At 63.2% G+C, this 18,072-nt stretch carries 13 protein-coding genes; 7 read left to right on the forward strand and 6 right to left on the reverse strand.

Annotated features, from left to right (window positions below; genetic code table 11):
- Window positions 1-210: 210 nt before the first annotated feature.
- Entirely contained in the window at window positions 211-1,203 is a 993-nt protein-coding gene (locus QN245_RS11645; protein WP_184647228.1) for a DedA family protein/thiosulfate sulfurtransferase GlpE, read from the reverse strand.
- Between the two features lie 352 nt (window positions 1,204-1,555).
- Window positions 1,556-2,491, reverse strand: a complete 936-nt coding sequence (locus QN245_RS11650) for a LysR substrate-binding domain-containing protein (RefSeq protein ID WP_160969588.1) — start codon at window positions 2,489-2,491, stop codon at window positions 1,556-1,558.
- Between the two features lie 150 nt (window positions 2,492-2,641).
- Here QN245_RS11650 and QN245_RS11655 point away from each other — a divergent pair, with 150 nt between their 5' ends.
- The 6 genes from QN245_RS11655 (at window position 2,642) to QN245_RS11680 (ending at window position 11,133) form a co-directional block, all read left to right on the forward strand.
- On the forward strand, window positions 2,642-3,343 hold the full coding sequence (locus tag QN245_RS11655) for a pirin family protein (RefSeq protein WP_160969586.1): 702 nt from the start codon (window positions 2,642-2,644) through the stop codon (window positions 3,341-3,343).
- A gap of 237 nt (window positions 3,344-3,580) precedes the next feature.
- Window positions 3,581-5,719 carry a glycogen debranching protein GlgX gene (gene glgX / locus QN245_RS11660; RefSeq protein ID WP_317843238.1) on the forward strand — a complete coding sequence of 713 codons (2,139 nt, stop codon included), beginning with the start codon at window positions 3,581-3,583 and terminating at the stop codon, window positions 5,717-5,719.
- Between the two features lie 752 nt (window positions 5,720-6,471).
- A complete protein-coding gene (locus QN245_RS11665; protein WP_317845358.1) occupies window positions 6,472-7,023 on the forward strand; it encodes a CPBP family intramembrane glutamic endopeptidase in 552 nt (183 codons plus the stop codon).
- Window positions 7,024-7,318: 295 nt separating this feature from the next.
- The gene (locus QN245_RS11670) at window positions 7,319-7,489 is read left to right on the forward strand and encodes a CsbD family protein (RefSeq protein WP_184448064.1); all 171 of its coding nucleotides are present in this window, start codon (window positions 7,319-7,321) and stop codon (window positions 7,487-7,489) included.
- An 881-nt stretch (window positions 7,490-8,370) separates the two neighbouring features.
- Window positions 8,371-8,958, forward strand: coding sequence for a hypothetical protein (locus QN245_RS11675; RefSeq protein WP_260303064.1), 588 nt, complete (start codon window positions 8,371-8,373; stop codon window positions 8,956-8,958).
- A gap of 1,302 nt (window positions 8,959-10,260) precedes the next feature.
- Complete coding sequence (locus QN245_RS11680; protein WP_317843239.1) at window positions 10,261-11,133, forward strand: TauD/TfdA dioxygenase family protein; 873 nt, start codon at window positions 10,261-10,263, stop codon at window positions 11,131-11,133.
- A 115-nt stretch (window positions 11,134-11,248) separates the two neighbouring features.
- On the opposite strand, the gene QN245_RS11685 is transcribed toward QN245_RS11680, so the two are convergent.
- The 4 genes from QN245_RS11685 to QN245_RS11700 form a co-directional block, all read right to left on the reverse strand.
- Entirely contained in the window at window positions 11,249-12,280 is a 1,032-nt protein-coding gene (locus tag QN245_RS11685) for an alpha/beta fold hydrolase (RefSeq protein WP_317843240.1), read from the reverse strand.
- 60 nt (window positions 12,281-12,340) lie between these two features.
- The gene (locus tag QN245_RS11690; RefSeq protein ID WP_317843241.1) at window positions 12,341-13,807 is read right to left on the reverse strand and encodes a phenylacetate--CoA ligase family protein; all 1,467 of its coding nucleotides are present in this window, start codon (window positions 13,805-13,807) and stop codon (window positions 12,341-12,343) included.
- Window positions 13,808-13,881: 74 nt separating this feature from the next.
- Window positions 13,882-14,139, reverse strand: a complete 258-nt coding sequence (locus tag QN245_RS11695) for a hypothetical protein (protein ID WP_160969572.1) — start codon at window positions 14,137-14,139, stop codon at window positions 13,882-13,884.
- Window positions 14,140-14,220: 81 nt separating this feature from the next.
- Complete coding sequence (locus tag QN245_RS11700) at window positions 14,221-15,072, reverse strand: CmcJ/NvfI family oxidoreductase (RefSeq protein ID WP_317843242.1); 852 nt, start codon at window positions 15,070-15,072, stop codon at window positions 14,221-14,223.
- A 576-nt stretch (window positions 15,073-15,648) separates the two neighbouring features.
- Here QN245_RS11700 and QN245_RS11705 point away from each other — a divergent pair.
- Complete coding sequence (locus QN245_RS11705; RefSeq protein WP_317843243.1) at window positions 15,649-17,964, forward strand: M28 family peptidase; 2,316 nt, start codon at window positions 15,649-15,651, stop codon at window positions 17,962-17,964.
- The last annotated feature ends 108 nt before the right edge of the window (window positions 17,965-18,072 follow it).

Here is an 18,072-nt window from a genome sequence, read left to right on the forward strand (position 1 = left end):
AACCTCGCGCGTTGCAGCGGGTTGCCGCATCAGCGAGGTGCAGGCGACACCGGCAAAAGGATCGAGCGCGTGACCGCATCGCTTGCCCGGCCCTGCCCAGCCGCCCGCGCGCGCCTGCAGAGAACGCACTCGTTCGCATTAGCCAGGGCGCACGCGCGACCTGTGCGTCGTAGACGCCATCGGCACGCATGACATTCCCGGCACGCCGACTCACGCCGCGATCGTAGTGCCCTTCGACGGCGGCGCCACTGCAGCCCCAGCAGCGTCCAGCACGATCACCGGATGACCCGCCGCACGCCACGCATCCAGGCCACCGCGCAGCGGCAGCACGTCCTCGAAGTCGTGCTGGCGCAGGCGCTTGGCCAGCACCGCGGCCGACACCTCGTTGGGACAGGCGCAGTAGATGACGATCCGTCGATCGCGCGGCAAGCGTGCGACGAGCGCATCGACCTGGCGATCGTCCACTTCCTGCGCGCCGGGAATGGCATACGGCTCCAGCGTGCGGTAGCCCGGGGCGCGAATGTCCAGCAGCAGTGGCGGCGTCTCGCCCTGCAGCAGCGCATGCAGTTCGTCGACGTCGATGCGCAGGGTCTCCATCGCCTTGTGCAGCGTGTGCCGGCGCCAGGCGCGATAGCCGACGTACAGCGCCAGCAGGCCGACCAGCAGCAGCGCCGCGCGCCTGCCGAGCAGGCTCAGCCAATCCAGCAGGTCCTGCACCTGGTCGGCGAAGCACAGGCCCAGCAACAAGCCGCCGCCCGCCCACAGCGCCGCGCCCAGCGCGTCGTAGCGCAGGAAGGCCCCGGCGCGCACACGCATCGCGCCGGCCATCGGCACCGACACCATCGACAGGCCGGGCACGAACTTGGCCACCGCCAGCACGCGCACGCCCCAGCGCGCATAGAAGCGCTCGGTACGCTTCATGCAGGTGTCGCGCGACAGCGACAGCCGGCACAGCGACTGCAGCGTGCGGTTGCCGTAGCGGCGGCCGGCGCCGAACCACAGCAGGTCGCCAAGCAGGCTGGCCGCGATCGACACCGACAAGGCGCCCAGCAGCGCAGTCCACATCGCCGACCCGTCGAGCAGCGCATAGGTCGCACCGACCAGGATCAGCGTTGGCAGCGCCGGCACCGGCAGGCCCAGCGACAGGGCCAGGACGTTGACGAAGACCAGCCCCAGACCATAGCGCGCAATCAATTCCTGCATGGCTTGCCGGGTGGAGAGAGGAGGATGCCGCGCATTATCCTCCCGGCATCCGCCAGGTGCGCGGGCGCCACGGCGTCACCGGCGGAACAGACCCATCCATCGCCGCGATGGAGCGTGCGCCACGCATGAGGCCAGAGGCGCTGGCCGTCCGCGCTGGCGGGATTACGAGGCGCCGCCTTGGCCGGCGCCAACCCGAGTGCGCGGCGCCTGCGGAGCGACGGACACCGAACGCAGAGAAAGCGCCCGCGGCATTGAGACAAGGCAGACACCGCGCTCAGGCTGGACCGCCGGAGCACGGCACGCAACGCAGTCTCAACGCGTTACCGAGCCGCCGCGTGCAGGCCGACGAAGCTCACACGCCCTCGTCCAGCCGCGCCGCCATCTGCGCCAGCCACGCCGCGAACACGCCCGGTTGGCGCATGCGCGCGCGCCACCAGGCCAGCGCCGCGCCCTCCTCGCCGCTGCGCCAGGCCAGCTGGAACACCTCGTCCGGCTTCGGCTCCTCCACCGCCTTGCGCACCAGCGTGCCGCGCGCCAGCGCCGCACGCGCGTAGGGCTCGGGCAGGAAGCCGAAGCCGAGCCCGGCCAGCTGCAGCCGATACTTGCTGCGCATGTCCGGCACGGTCAGCGCGTCCTGGCCGAACAGCAGCCCGACCGTGCGCGGCAACAGGCGCCGCGCCGAATCCGCCACCGCGATCGCGCGATGCGCGCTCAACTGGCTGCGGCTGAGCGGCTCCGGGGCCTGCGCCAGCGGGTGCCCGGGCGCGACCGCGAACACGAACGGCAGCGTGCCCAGGGGCTCGGCCACGTAACCGCCGCCGCTGGGGCCTTCGCCGGCCGCACCGACCAGCAGATCCACCCGCCGGTCCAGCAGCGCCTCCCAGGTGCCGGACAGCGATTCCTGCACCACCCTCAGCCGGGTCTGGTCGGCGACTGCGTAGAACGCCGCCATGTCCTGCGCCAGGCATTCCGGCGCGAACACCGCATCCAGACCCAGCGCGAACTCGGTCTCCCAGCCGGAGGCGACGCGGCGCACGCGCAATTCCAGATCGCCGGCCGCGCGCAGCAGGTGGCGGCCTTCGCGCAGCAGTTCGGCGCCCGCGGCGGTCGGCACCGCCTTCGGCCCCAGGCGCTCGAACAGTTGCACGCCCAGGTCCTCCTCGAGCTTGGCGACCGTGTAGGAGATGGTCGACGGCACCTTGTGCAGGGCCTTGCCGGCGGCCGAGAACGAGCCGCGGCGGTCGATGGCGTCGAGGATCTGCAGGGCGTCGAGGCTGAGCTTGAGCATTCGAATTTTTCGATGATGGATGCCGAATCTATCCGTTTTTCAAACCCGGCGACAGCGCGGATACTTGTTTCCAAGCCGAAGCGCACGCCAAATCGAGCCAATTCAGCCCTTTCGATCCACTTGCATATCAACGCCACCAAGGAGCCTCCCATGCTGCAGATCCGCCCCGCCAACACCCGTGGCCGCGCCGAACACGGCTGGCTGTCCTCGCGCCACACCTTCTCCTTCGGCCACTACCACGACCCGCGCCACATGGGCTTCGGGCCGCTGCGGGTGATCAACGAAGACCGCGTGCAGCCGGGTCAGGGCTTCGGCACCCACGCCCATCGCGACATGGAGATCCTGTCCTACGTGGTCGAGGGCGCGCTGGAGCACAAGGACAGCATGGGCAACGGCTCGGTGCTGCGCTACGGCGACGTGCAGCGCATGAGCGCCGGCTCCGGGGTCACCCACAGCGAGTTCAACCACTCCGCCAGTGAACCGGTGCACTTCCTGCAGATCTGGGTGATGCCCGAGCGCGCCGGGATCGATCCGGGCTACGAGGAAAAGCACTTCGCGCCGGACAGCAAGCGCGGCCAGCTGCGCCTGATCGCCGCTCCGCAGGGCGAGGACGGCGCGGTGCGCATCCACCAGGACGCGCGCATCTATGCCTCGATCCTCGACGGCGATGCGCGCCTGGATTACCCGCTGGCGGCCGGGCGCGGCGCCTACGTACAGGTGGTGCGCGGCACGCTGAGCGTCAACGGCCAGACCCTGCAGGCCGGCGACGCGCTCCAGGCGATCGACGAGGCGAGCCTGCAGTTCGCCGATGCCAAGGACAGCGAGTTCCTGCTGTTCGACCTGCCGCGCTAAGCGCGCCAGGCCAGGTCGCGCCCGGGGCCATACCGGACCGGGCCGCGATGGTCTCGCGCTGTCTGCCTGCCCAGCTGCGCCATGGCGTCGCTGGGTCATTCCTGCATCGGCTGCACCTCGTGCCGCCCATGTCCTCACGCCACCCTCGGCGCCCCGTAACGCGTCCTGCACGGCCTTCGCGGCCATGCTTCCGCTCTCCCTCCCCTACTGCCGGCGTTCCGGCCGAGAGCCTGCCCGATGCGCCACCCCACCAGCGCCGCCTATGCCACTCCCTCGCGCATCCGCGAGGGGCGTCCCTTCCCCCGCGGCGCCGTGTTCGACGGTCAGGGCACCAACTTCGCCTTGTTCTCGGCGCACGCCACCCGCGTGGAGCTGTGCCTGTTCGACGATGCCGGCGCCGAGACGCGCCTGGACCTGCCCGAATACACCAACGAAATCTGGCATGGCTACCTGCCCGACGTGAAGCCCGGCCAACGCTACGGCTATCGCGTGCACGGCCCCTATGCGCCCAGCGAAGGCCACCGCTTCAACCCCAACAAGCTGCTGCTCGACCCGTACGCGCGCGAGCTCGAGGGCGACCTGATCTGGGCCGACGAACTGTACGGCTACACCGTCGGCCATGCGGACGGCGACCTCAGCTTCGACGAGCGCGACAGCGCGCCGTTCATGCCCAAGTGCGTGGTCGTGGAAGATACCTACGACTGGGAGGACGACGAGCGCCTGCTGACGCCGTGGAACGAGACCCTGGTCTACGAGACCCACGTGCGCGGCTACACCATGCGCCACCCGCAGGTACCGGAAGCGCTGCGCGGCACCTGCGCGGGACTGGCACAGGAACCGGTGCTGCGCTACATCAAGGAACTGGGCGTCAGCGCAGTGGAACTGCTGCCGGTGCACGCCTACCTCGACGATCAGCACCTGCTCGACAAGGACCTGCGCAACTACTGGGGCTACAACACGCTGGGCTTCTTCGCGATCAAGTCGCGCTACCTGGCCAGCGGCCACCGCGACGAGTTCCGCGACATGGTCAAGGCACTGCACCGCCAGGGCCTGGAAGTGATCCTCGACGTGGTCTACAACCACACCGCCGAAGGCAGCGAACTGGGCCCCACCCTGTCCTTCCGTGGCATCGACAACGCCAGCTACTACCGGCTGGCCGAGGACAAGCGCTACTACATCAACGACACCGGCACCGGCAACACGCTCAACCTGAGCAACTCGCGGGTGATCCAGTTCGTCAACGACTCGCTGCGCTACTGGGCCGGCGAGATGCACGTGGACGGCTTCCGCTTCGACCTGGCCACCATCCTCGGCCGCGAACCCACCGGCTTCGACCAGCGCGGCGGTTTCCTCGACGCCTGCAACCAGGACCCACTGCTGTCGCAGGTCAAGCTCATCGCCGAGCCCTGGGACTGCGGCCCGGGCGGCTACCAGGTCGGCCACTTCCCGCCGGGCTGGTCGGAATGGAACGACAAGTTCCGCGACAACGCACGCGCCTTCTGGAAAGGCGACGAGGGCAAGCTCGCCGAATTCGCCACCCGCTTCACCGGCTCGGCCGATCTGTTCGATCGCCGCGGGCGCCGGCCCTGGGCCTCGGTGAACTTCATCACCGCGCACGACGGCTTCACCCTGCACGACCTGGTCAGCTACAACGAGAAGCACAACGCGGCCAACGGCGAGGACAACCGCGACGGCTCCGACCATGACAGCTCCTGCAACTATGGTGCCGAAGGCGAGACCGACGATGCCGACATCCTGCAGTTGCGCGAGCGGCAGATGAAGAACCTGCTGGCGACGCTGCTGCTGGCACAGGGCACGCCGATGCTGCTGGCCGGCGACGAGCGCGCGCAGACCCAGGGCGGCAACAACAACACCTACTGCCAGGACAACGAGATCACCTGGATCGACTGGGAGCGCGACCCGACCGAAGGACGCCTGACAGAGTTCGTCAAGGCAGTGAGTGCGTTGCGGCGGCGCTATCGCATCCTGACCCGCGGCCGCTTCCTCAACGGCCAGTACAACGAAGATGCGGGCGTGCGCGACCTGACCTGGCTCAACCCCGGCGGCACCGAAATGGACGAGGCGCACTGGACCGACGCCGGCGCGCGCTCGGTCGGCCTGCTGCTGGAGGGCAAGGCCCAGACCTCGGGCGTCAAGGAGCTGGCCAACGACGACACCCTGCTGATCGTCATCAATGCCTACCACGAGGGCGTGAGCTTCGTGCTGCCCTCGTCGGAAGAGGAACTGCACTGGAAGCTGGTGCTGTCCACCGACGACGCGCTGCAGGTCGACAGCATGCCGGCCGGCGCCAGCGAGTTCCTGGCGCCGCCGCGCAGTGTGAGCGTGTTCGAGTGCCAGACGTCAGCGTCTGCGTGATTGCAGGCCGCTGAGCGAGCCGTTCCCGTGTCACTTCTCGCCGCCAGGATGCGATGCTGGCGGCGAGAAGCGTAAGGCAAGCTCGGCCCGGCAGCGCATCCGGCCTCACGCTGCGACCTGCGCGCACACCACATGCTTACGCTCGCCGTCGGTAGACGCAAGGCAAGTGAAGCGTAGAGACGTTCTGCACGCGTGCGAATTGCTGGCAGCGCGTGAATACCTTGCCTGATCGCCGTGCCTGCCTCACGCATGCAATAGAGACGTCGACCACTTCGATGAGGCCGCAGCGCCTCACAGCGCCACTGCGCTGTTGCGGCGGCTGCTTGCGGACCCGGTAGGTGGCGATCCTTCTGATCTGAAGGCGTATCGCAAACCGCGACGGTCACCTGCTGCGGCCCTTACGGAACTGCTGGAGAAGCACGATCCGCCTCTCACTTCTATCTGTGCTTGCGCAAGTGCCAGCCGTGACAACGTCCCGGTACCGATGAGATGCGAGCTTGCATCACGCTACGCCGGTGACGTCGTCATGCAGGTGCAACTGGCCTGCATGGCCTTTGGCACGGTATTCGATGACGCCGGCTCGCTACGCTGAGCGCTCACTCGCTTCCGCATCCGGCATGCACGACTCGACCCAACGCACTCTCCACCCTGCTTCCAGCATGGCCTTCATGCGCCACCCGCTGCTGCGCATCGCACTGAGCTTCGCAGTCCTCTCCTTGGCGTCCTACCCGTGGCTGTCGTTCCCGTGGCGAATGCCGGTGGTCGGCCTGCTCGGCCTCGCGCTGGTATGGATCGAAACGCGCTCGCGCATGGCCTGCGGCGTGGCGCGCCCTCGCCTGGTGTCCGTGATCGGCTGGACCGCGCTACTGGTGTTGCTGACCGTCGGCGTCATCACGCCGGTGCTGCAACCGCTGATCGACACCATCACCGGAAACAAGACCGACTACAGTGCCTACGGCGCGCTGAAAGGCAACGTCCAGGCCACGACCCATCTGATCGGCGCGGCATGGCTGAGCGCAGCGCTCGGCGAAGAGCTGGTGTTCCGCGCCTTCCTCATGCATCAACTCGATGCCCTGCTGGGGCGGATACGCGGCGGCCGCTGGATTGCCGCGCTGGCCGGCGGCGTGGTGTTCGGCTTGATGCACGCCGCCCAGGGCGCTTCCGGCATCCTGCTGACAGGCGTGGTCGGCCTGCTGTTCGGGTACGCCTATCTGCGTTCCAGGCGCAACCTGTGGGCAATGATCCTCGCGCACGGCCTGATCGACACCTGGGGCGTGACCACGCTGTATCTCGGCTGGTATTGAGTGCACAGCGCTGGCGCAGGCCATCGATCGGCCTGCCGATGCTGACGGATGGCTTCGCTTCTAGCGGGAAACGAAAGATCGCGTCACTGTGCTCGTGCCCCCATTACAAGGCGCTGGAGCACGCCAGCGCAGGGAGTTCGCAATGACAAGCTAGATGAATAGCGCAGGCATGGGGCGCAACCCTTCCGCCGCCTAAACGATGCCTGCGCGCCCGCCCGATTTTCACTCGAGCGCCACCGGCCGGCGCGCAGTTTGGCGATGCCCACTTGAGGGCATCCCTACTGCGGAGTCAACGATGGACAAGAATCGTACCGAAGGCGCCAAGAACCAGATCAAGGGCACCGTCAAGGAGGTCGCCGGCAAGGTGACCGGCAACAAGATGAAGGAAGTCGAAGGCAAGGTGCAGAAGAACGCCGGCAAGGTGCAGAGCGAAGTGGGCAAGGCGCGCGACAACGCGCGCAGCTGAGTTCCAGGCGTTCTTGCTCCCCTGCCTTGCAAGGCTGGGGAGCTTCTGGGAGCGGCCTACATGCCGCCTCGCTGATCTGCGAACTCATCCGATGCCTTCGACTCTCCGGATTCGTATAGCCCACTAGCATGGCCCGCGAGTCGAACTCAGTATCGAAATACGTTGCCGCGTTCATCAGGCGTGTCGCCACCTCCGCTCAACGGCACGCATGTCGATCACACACCAGCAGGCCCTGAAGCTGATTGGCGCTGCGGAGCTCTTGGAGCACATCGATAACCATGCGAGTACTGCGCAGCGTAGGTCACTGTGCTCGGAAGAAGTACGTCGTACTCTCGGACTAACAGGCGCCGTTTTGGCGGAGACGGTGTGGCTTGCGCTGCAACTGCCGCAATTCAGCCCAAGCGAAGCGGAGCCACTCCACGCTGTCAAAGCCCCGCTTACGCTGGCGGCGTGCATTTATCCGCATCGGTTACCAATTCGCCATGCACTGCGGAAAGCTGGCAACGGCCCATGCCCCGAATCGCCTTGGCGGCGTTGAGCGACACGTGTCACCGGCTCGCCTTCCACGTCATTGCTGGGCTGCGCAGCGCCGCGACCATACCCAGGTGCAGTCCTTCGCTCTCCAAGCAGCACGCGGCTTGGGCAGTGACGCGATGTCGATGCAGGCTGCCAATCGCCGCGATGCATTCCAGACACGGGTGTCGACTACGATGCACCAATCGTTATGCCATTGAGCAGGGTTTGCCGCTGGCGTGACGCAGCTGCGAAGACGGTAGCCCATGGCAAGCGCCTTCACGATGGACGCCGCTACGCGTTGCTTGGCACGACTCGACAGCCGATAATGTTAGAGCGCCTTCCACTGCGAGTCTTCTTGCCACCTCATGAATTTAAATAAAACATTTATCAACATTATTAACTCTCCCAGAATAGCATCACTTCTGCTTGCCCTATTGCTTCCTGCCGCCCAGGCCAATATGGCCATTGCAGCAACAACTCTCGCAGCGCCCGCCAAAATAACAGAAGCTGATTTTAGCGTTAAAATCAACAACCGTTCTTTTTTCCTGGGAGAAAAATGGAGTGACCAGGCCAAAAAACAGGCAGGCACTCAAATCAGCGAAGATTTCGTGGGCGATGTGCCTGCCGGAGATATCAGTTACAAGTACTACCGACATCAATATGACGGATTTGAAATCTACACGGCCAACCTATTCTGGCAAGAAGAGCGGCGCGACATCGATAGCTATCTGATCGCGCAGATAACCATCAACACATCCGCGGTCAAAACAGCAAGAGGCATCACGATCGGCGATACGGAGAACGTGCTGCTCAGCAAGTATGGCCAAGGTACGGCAGATGACAGCAACAGTCAGCATTGGCTATATTATGAAGCGGGCAATAAGCGCATCTCCTTTCAACTTGAACATGAAAGAATCATCCATATCATGATGACGCTCAACACGGATAGTTGAACAATCCTGCTTGATACGTCATGCAGGGTCAAATCGATCAGTCCGATCACGACGCCGAGCTAGTCATTCTGGGCCACGCCTGGAGCGCCGCTCTGGCGTGCCGAGGCTTTGATCGTCGAAGCAAACCCTCATCTTTACCGAATGCCGTCCATATGTCGAAGGTGACGTGAACAGCGATCCAGCATTGATGCGACCACACAGATCGCCTCAGGGGCTACACTAAAATCTTCGAATGCAGTACCGGCTCCGCAACGGAGAAGTTGACGTTCTGAAGACACCTTTTTTCGTCATCAAGCTTCTCGACTGTCCTATCTACTTCCAGCAGAGATGTCAGCACTGCTGTTGGCTGCTCGGAAGGCGATGATGCTGGCCCTGTCAGGCAAAGGCACAGCACCGAGGTGATGACGAAGCCGATCTGTGTGACATCACCTCTATATAAACGCAAGAACGAAACGCCGCGGCCCAACGCATGCGGATTTTTCGAGTTGCCGCGACAGTGGCATTCAAGACTTGCTGAGACCGCCGTTCTTTGATGCCAGGTGCCGGAAGCAGACTATGATCGCCCGCCAATGGCACTTCGGTCGCATGCCCCTGCCGGCAGGGGCAGTCCGATGTTGACGGGCACCGGCACATCCCGTAATGGGAAAGAGAAACAAAGATTCGCACCCACTTCTGCAGGATTGTTAGTGCAGGACTGTTCTTGGACGCGTCCTCCACACTACCCATTGGCAAAGAAGAACCACGCCAGCGAGGCTCGGTTGCCAGGAAGCTATGGCGATGGCTATACGCCCCCACGAAGTCAATGGTAGGAACACCCTGCTTCATACCTACCGCAACGACTTCGAACTGCTGAGCTTCAACATCGATCATCGCAGGACGTTTGTCCGCTTCAGGCTGCTCCCGCACGATGCGACACCGCTTCTGCGTTGCGACCCAGCGTACCGACCTCTACTGCTGATAACGGCACAGTGAACTGGCTCCTGCGAACCAGCAAACATGGTCGCGGCATTCACTTGCGACGCGTACGGCAGCGGCATGAAGCACTTGACGGCGTGCCTCGCCATCGCGATAGCTTCTAGCCACGATTAACTTGCCGGGCATGCGATCGTAGACATCTGCAGCGATTTAACGATTGCCCAGACGCCATCCTCTAGTATCGAGATGCTTCCGGGGAGGCGCTTTTTCCTGACGTTCCCAAGACACTATGCAGATCCAACACATGTTGGACAGCGTTCGACTCGACGCAGGCGAGAACCGATCAACAACAGGCAGTATCCCAACACCAGCTAGGGAGGGTTGCAAATGCTTTCTGATATCTCCGTAGAAGAGATCTCGCGCCGCCAAGCGCTTGGCCATCAAGGCGACTCGTTGCCGGGACAGGCGCGCTACGGCAAGGAACTGCAGCACTACAACATAAAGTCGGCGTCCGACCAGGACATCGTCGAGATACGGAAGTTGCTTGCGGTGCACGGCCTGCTCATCTTCCGCGATCAGGTTCTCGAAGATCACCATCTGATCCATTTTTCGCGACGCCTTGGGTCGGGCAAGATCGAAGCGCCTCCCAAGGCGTTCAACAGCCCTTCCGATAGTATCGCCTACCTTACCAACCTGAAGAAACCCGACGGTTCTGCACTCGGATTCGCAGCGGACTCCACCGACGTGTGGCACTCCGACCAGGAATTCAGGGAAGCTCCCGCATCGATCGCCATGCTGTATTGCCTGATTCCCACCGACAACGAGGGCGCCACAAGTTTTGCGACGACCGCAGTGGACAATCTCGATATCGACGCAAGCGAACTGTCAGAACTACGCAAACTCTGGTCGACACGGCAAGCCGCAAGCATCGTGGCACATCCGGTGGTTGAAACCAACCCGTTCACTGGAAACGAGTTCATCTACATCAGCGAAAACACTCGCCAGTTCATTGGACCCGACGGTGAAAGCATCGCAGATAGCGACAAGAAGACCGCGTATCTTCTCGAGAAGATTCTGAAGCCAGAAAACATCTACTCACACCCATGGAAGCAGGGAGACGTGCTGCTCTACGACAACATGCAGCTTGTCCATCGTAGAGAGGCATATCAGGGAATCCGCTTCCTCAAGGCCGTGAAGTTCCATCCTGATGGGGAGTACGTCGTCCGCCCCGCTGGAAAGATGCTGCAGTCGCCCCAGTAGTGCGGACCCGGCCCTGACAGATCCCGACTGGATCGCGCATTCCGGCGGCACCACGACCGCCGGAACGTGCGTTAGGCCGCTCGCGCGACGCGCCTTTGTTGCGAAAAACGCTGGATCAAGCGCCTCGCGGCGCGCCACCCCGTATGCATCGGCCTAGGTAATCGGCGATCTTGGGGCCGTAGAACGCAGCAGCTTCCTCCATCATCAGCACATTGTGTCCAAACGGAACACTCACTTCCTGCAGCGTTCCGGACACATACGCGTTCCACGAGAACGGATGCGCCCCGCAATTGACGAGAAGCGCGTCTCCCATGAAGACAGCGCGATTCTTATATGCCTGCAGGCGCACGTTGTTTCTCTTGATCGCACAGAGACGATCCAGCATGGCGGCCTGCCGCTCGGGACAGGCATCACGCACTTCCCGGAAGCTCAATATTTCCTGGCTCCAATGCGCACGATGGCTTGACACCATTTGTTCGATCCACGGTTCGCCATCGAAGGGAAACCCGTCGATCAGGACAAGACTGTCCACCTCCAGCCCACGCGCCTGCATAGCGGTCGCGATGGCATGGGCCGGGATCGCTCCGAAAGACCAACCGAGCAAGTGATAAGGACCACGCGCCTGAAGTCGCTGGATCTGCCCTATGTAGTCGGCGCACATCTCATCAAGCGTTGCGGGCAAGGCTTCCCCGTCGCGCAGGCCGCGCGCCTCCAGGGCGTAGACCGACATATCGGCTGCCATATGCGGCAGCAACACCCTGTAAGGTCGACCGAATCCGCTGGAAGGATGAATACATACCAGCGTGCGATTGCGACCTTCTGGACTCAGCGCCAATGGCGCACCTTGCGGTAGACGCTTGGTGCGTTCTTCGAGCCACTGCCCCAGGTCCCGCACGGTCGACTGCTCGAAAACCGCTTGCACAGGAACGGCGATGTCGAACGCTTCCCCGATCCGACTGGCCAACTGCGCCGCTTGCGTAGAAGTCCCCCCCAGGGTGAAGAAGCTGCTGTCGAAATCTATCCGGTCGACCGGCCTGCCCAACACGTCCCCGAAAACTCCCTGGACGCACTGTTCGTGCCATGTCCGTACTCCACGCAGACACAAGGACTCACCTTCATCCTCTCGCATCGGACCCTCTTCGCTCATTGCCGGAATGCTGCGGACACGCCGCACCGCACACCCTGACGTCGTACGGCTCGACCAGCATCATGCCGCGCTCCATACCCCACCCGAATGCGCCTGCGCAATCAGATCACCCTCCTCGATACCGTCGCAGGCGTCGACGTCGAGCGTCGCAGCGTTGTCTTGAAGCGCATCCGCCAACGCGTTGTTGCGACGCAAGACCTCGTCCCGGAGTTCGGCAAGGATATCGAAGCGGCGGCGTTCGGACAGGCCATCGCAAAGCGCCACCTCCACCTTGACAGCGACGACGCCCCCTTGCTGCGACCAGCGGGTCCGGAATTTCGGGTTACCGACCGCATGAGGATCGCGCACCTGCTCGATGCCGGCGAAGCGTGCCGTACGCTCGATCTCAGGCACTTCGTCCACTGCCTCAAGCACGGACGCCGGAGTGACCAGCCAACGATCACCGCCAGGCTTCGGCACGCCGTATCGCGCGCGACCCAGCGGCTTTATCGCCGTCGTGCCCGGACGGCACGAGGAGGTGTGCGTCACCTCGACGAGGTCTCCAGTCAAGTATCTGATCAGAGGCTGCGCCTGCTGGAAGGGAGACAGCGCGGTCAAGGCGAGCAGACCCTGTCCCGTGGAAATGGGGTTTCCGCTTTTGGCACCAATCACTTCTGCGATGACGAACGGCTCGAAGTGGTACCAGCCACAGGCCAGGCACTGGCTGGCGCCGCCGAACACCTCACTGACGCCGAACCGGTCGACGACCGGCGCCCCCCAGGTCTCCTGCAGCCTACGGCGCCAGGCCTGCGTCAGATACTGCGAGTAAGAAACCACCAGGCGAAGCGCCGTGGCTGGGAAGCCATCCGGATAGGTTCGCAACGTGTCCAGGGTAAACGCGCGCAAGCAGCGCTCCAGCCCCATCAGCACCGAGCAGCGTGCATCCACGTTGGCGTCGTTGTGGCTGCGCAGGAGAGTGGTCCGCCCGTACTCGAAACTGCTCGCGTCGAATACGCTGACACGATGATAATGGGCAGCCCCGGGCACCCGGACCAGGTGGCCGTGATACGGGTTCTTGAACTCCAGCCCGCGCAACAGTGGCCCCGGTGGGCGGTCGCGCAGCACTCTCGCGAAGAAATTGGCGATGAACGCCTGCTCACGGTCGCTGCGCACCGTGATCAGCGGATTTCCCGTCGTCCCCGTGGTGAAGACATCGTCGCAGATGACGCCTGCGCGATTCCTCGCCGCATCGCCGGCCGCGCGGATGTGATCCTTCTCGACCGGTGGCAACTCTGCCAGGCCATCCAGGCCGACATGCCGCAGCGAGCATCCTGACCAATGCGCGCGATAAAAAGGGGTATCGAGCGCGTTAGCGATCGTTCCGGGAAGAAGCGCACCGTGAAATGCGTGCAAGGCCTGGATCGAGCCAGACTGCGATGCCTCAAGCAGATCGCTGTCGTGCCGCATGAACTGGACGCCTCCTTTCCCTGGCGCCATCTGAAAATCCGGAAAGGACGAGCGCACCGGGTTCTCGTGTACGAAGTACACCCTGCGACTCCTCCTGCAAAAAAAACCGCCCTGAAGGCCGGGGCGGCACTACGACGCCGATAGCGCATCCATGTCTAGCCGACGCTGCCATTCTCGTTCACGAGAATCGAGCGGGCGACATTCATCAGCTTGACCGTCTCGGCCGTCGTCATCGGACTCGCCGACGATGACGCTTCGGTAGACGCCTGCCCGCCGACCGGCTCTTCACCTGCAGCCACCGGGCGATCGGCTTGCGCGTGCTGCGCAGCAGACTGCACCGTGCGCCAATCGTTTTCGGTCGCTTTCGCGTACAGCTTTGCCACCGATTCAACCTGCTCTTCTTCGTTCGTCATTGCCAATCTCCTTGAAAACCATGATCAGTGACTCGGACATGGAAAGCGGTGGTCGTCTAGCGACATGGCCAACCTGAGACCCTAGTTGTAAAGCACCAGAAACCGCAGGTCGGCCGAACTGCGTAGGTGACCCGTGGCCGGTCCCTGCGCATTGAAGAAGGCGGTATGCGCACACACCCCCGCGACATCGCGCAAGCCGGTGTCGGTTCCCGACGAGAGACTGCCATGCGAGGTGAGCAGACTATTACTGGCGCTGTCGTGGCATTTGAACAGGATGACTTCTTCCGGCCTCAGCCCACTCCAGTGATACCAGCGATGCGCGTCGCTGTGCTTGAGCGAAAATCCTTCACGGTCCTGCACCCAGCGCTCATGCATCCATTCCGGAAGGATCCTGCGCGTGACCACCAGATCCTCTACCGGATCCACCGTGCGGTAGTCGAGCAACGCGAGTGGAAAGTTCTTGACCGGCTCGACGAACGCACGCCAGACGTTGATGATCTGAAACCGGCTGACATGCCGCGCGTGGCTGGCATGATGATCGAGCCGCGCCTGCGCACTGGTTGGATTCTGGTCAACGTGCACGCGCTGGTACGGCCCGACGAACGGATTGTTGACCAGCTTGACGGCGGATTCCGTATCTTTCTGGCGGATGCATGTATCGAAATGCACGACATCGTCCGCGCCAAGCACGTTCTTCAGCAGGTCCTTGGTTTCCTCGATGTAAGACTCGATCGACGCATTTCCGTACTCGAGAAAATCCTTCTGGTCCACTGCAGTGGGGGCGTCGAATTTCTGGAATCCCCAGCCATCCAGCGTCGGACTCAGATCGGGTGCGGTTCGCAGATCGTTTACGCCTAGCTCGATCCCGACTGTCAGGAAGTTGCAGATGACCTCCGGCGGACGCGTGGCCGCGTCGCATTGCCAGTTGTCCACCCGACCTCCTGGGGTGAGCGGAGCGGAGTAATACAACGTCGTAGGTGCACTTTCCATTCTTCTCACCGCCTATCAATGGCCGTTGACGTCGGGACAGAAACGCTCAGATTAAGCGGCGATCTCTGCTGGTAAGCCGCCGCGATTGCGGCAGCAGCGCGAATGCGTCGAATATGCACTGCTGAAAAATCAGGCACTAGCCCCTCAGCGAGGAACCGATCCTACTCTCGGGAGATTCGCACTGTCAACGAAGATTCTGCGATACGCCGCGCAATCCGGCACAAATTTACGAAGACAGTTCTAAACGGAAAATGTGACCATTCGACTGCGATTTCCTGTCCACTTGCAAACAGTGCGCAACCACACGGAACGCCATCTGGAAATCGAACAGAGCTGGAATTGTCTACCAAAAAAAACGTGGAAATGCATAGAGTTCGCGCCTGTCGCAACGATCCCTTCGCTGCACCATCGCCAGGATCAAGTTCACTTGCGACATGCTGCAACGCAACCAGGATGACGCACAGAGAACTGCAATTCCTGCAGCACGCTGCATTATGCTGAATTACATGGAGTACGGCCTTGACGCGACCGAATGTTCAGGCAGACCCCAAATGGATTGGGAAAGTAGCGAATATTTCATTCATTGTTTCCGTCAGCCTATTCATTATCTTTGCGGCGCTCACGAAGTGGCGTCTTGAGCCGGTTCATCCGGCCACGGCAACCGACGCGGACCGTTTTTCCGCCGATCGGGCCTTCGACGTATTGACGCACCTCCTGCCGCAGCAGCTGCCACATCCTGTTGACAGCGAAGAAAACGACAAAGTACGGCAGCGGATTCTCGCCACACTGCGCGCGTACGGCTATCAGCCGGACGTCCAACAAGCCATGTCCTGCCGCAAGCTTAGGGTCTACGTCTGCGCCAAGGTGGAGAACATCACCGCGCTGCGCGAGGGATCGGCAGACGGCAAGACGTTGCTGTTGTCTGCGCACTACGACTCGGTCGATGCAGGCCCCGGTGCAAGCGACGACGGTGCGGGCGTGTCGATCCTGCTTGAGACGGCGCGGATGCTTGCGCAACGTCCCGCAGGCAGGAACAGCGTTCGCTTCCTGTTCACGGACGGCGAAGAAGCCGGACTGCTGGGTGCCCACGCATTCGCCACCCAGTCCCCGCTCGCCGCCGGTCTCGCATTGGCGATCAACATCGAGGCACGCGGCACGTCCGGACAAAGTGCGTTGTTCGAAACCGGCAGCACCAGCGGCTGGCTGGTCGACGCCTTCGCCGCCAGCTCCGCACGGCCGCTGGCCCATTCCCTGCTCGACACAGCATATGCGCTGCTGCCCAACGACACCGACCTGACGATCTTCAAATCGCACGGCATGCAGGGCGTCAACTTCGCCTATGGCGATCACATGGCCTACTACCACACGCCACGCGACAATCTGCAGTCGCTGAACCGCGGTAGCCTTCAGCAACAAGGCGATCACGTCTACGGCCTGCTTGTCTCGCTGCTGGATCGCGACATTCCTGCACCGGAGGCGATGGGCCGCCGGGTGTACACCGACATCATGGGAGTGGGCGTGGTTCGATGGCCGGCAAGCGCCGGCACCGGTCTGGCCGTCGCACTGCTTGGCATCTTCGCGTTGTGCCACTGGCGCCGCGGACAGCGGCAGCCCATTGCCGGGGTCAGCATCCTGACCGGGTTCTTGCTGGTCGTCGCCTGCGCCGTGCTGGGCGGCCTGGTCGGCTACTTGCTGACGGCCGCCCTGTCCATGGCAAATGGGGGCGATCCGTCATGGCACAGCGCCACCGCGGCCAACCGGTTGCTGTTATGGACGTGCGTGCTGCTGGCGACATTGGCCACGCAACGCGCACTCAGGCGCTGGAGCAGTCCCGAAGGAAGCTGGATCGGCGTGGGTTATGCGTGGCTGTTGGCTGGCGTGGTGACGGCCCTGCTCCTGCCCGGCATCAGTTACCTGTTCATCCTTCCCTCCATGGCACTGTCGGCCGCGGCACTGCTGCTCCTGGCTGCCCCGCCATTGCGCAAGGCCTTGCCGCTTGTTCTGTTGCTGCCGGCATCTGTGGCGTTCGCGACCTTGCTGAACGCGGCATTCCTCTTCGAAATGCTGCTCGGATTCAATGAGGCAATCGGCGCTGTCGGCATGGGCGTGCTCATCGGCCTGGCCGCCTCGTTCTTTGCGCCATTGATGCCGACCGGCGCGCCCTCCAGGACCCTGCGCTACGGCGGCGCCGCGATGTTGCTGGTCGTTGCCGGCAGCGCCTTCTTTTCGATGCACGCCCCCGCCTACGACGCAGAGCAGCCGCAGGCGGTGAACATCCTCTACGTACAGGGCGCCGGCGGCGAGGCCCATCTCGTCTCGTCAACCGCGACGCCGCCTCTCGCTGTGGCCCGTGCAATGGGAGCCAGGGCGTCCATGAAACCCGTCTTCCCCGAGTCCGGTGAGACCTATCTCGCCGTGCCTGTGGCATCCGCGTCGCTGAGCCCGGCAAACGTGACCGTTCTGAGAACGGAGCAAACCGCCACCGGAAGGACCTCGACCATTCGCATCGATGCGGATGCCTCGATCCGGCGTGTAGGCCTGTTTTTCCCGGAGGCAATGGGATTGCACTCGATCGAAACCGCAGACCAGCGGATGGACTATGCGGGCAGCCGCTCCAGCTACGGGCACTACAAGGTCCTCAATTGTCGAGGCAGGTCATGCAACGGCATGCAGCTCACCCTCGCGATGGCCAACAAGGGCCCGGCCACCGTGCTGGTTAAGTCATTCTCACCCCTGGCCAAGCAGGCTGGCGCGCTGGCGAAGGCCAGGGACAGCAGCGCCGTGCCTTACCAGGACGGCGACCAAAGCGTCGTCATCAGCGACATCACGCTCTGACCCGAAAGAGGCGCTCCCGATCCATACCTGGCACCAGCAGCAAGGCAAGAGCACGGCGGCGGCGTAAGCCGCGTCGCACGTCCGGCATCACCGTATGGCGATGGAAGC

The sequence above is a fragment of the Xanthomonas rydalmerensis genome (assembly GCF_033170385.1).
GTDB lineage: Bacteria > Pseudomonadota > Gammaproteobacteria > Xanthomonadales > Xanthomonadaceae > Xanthomonas_A > Xanthomonas_A rydalmerensis.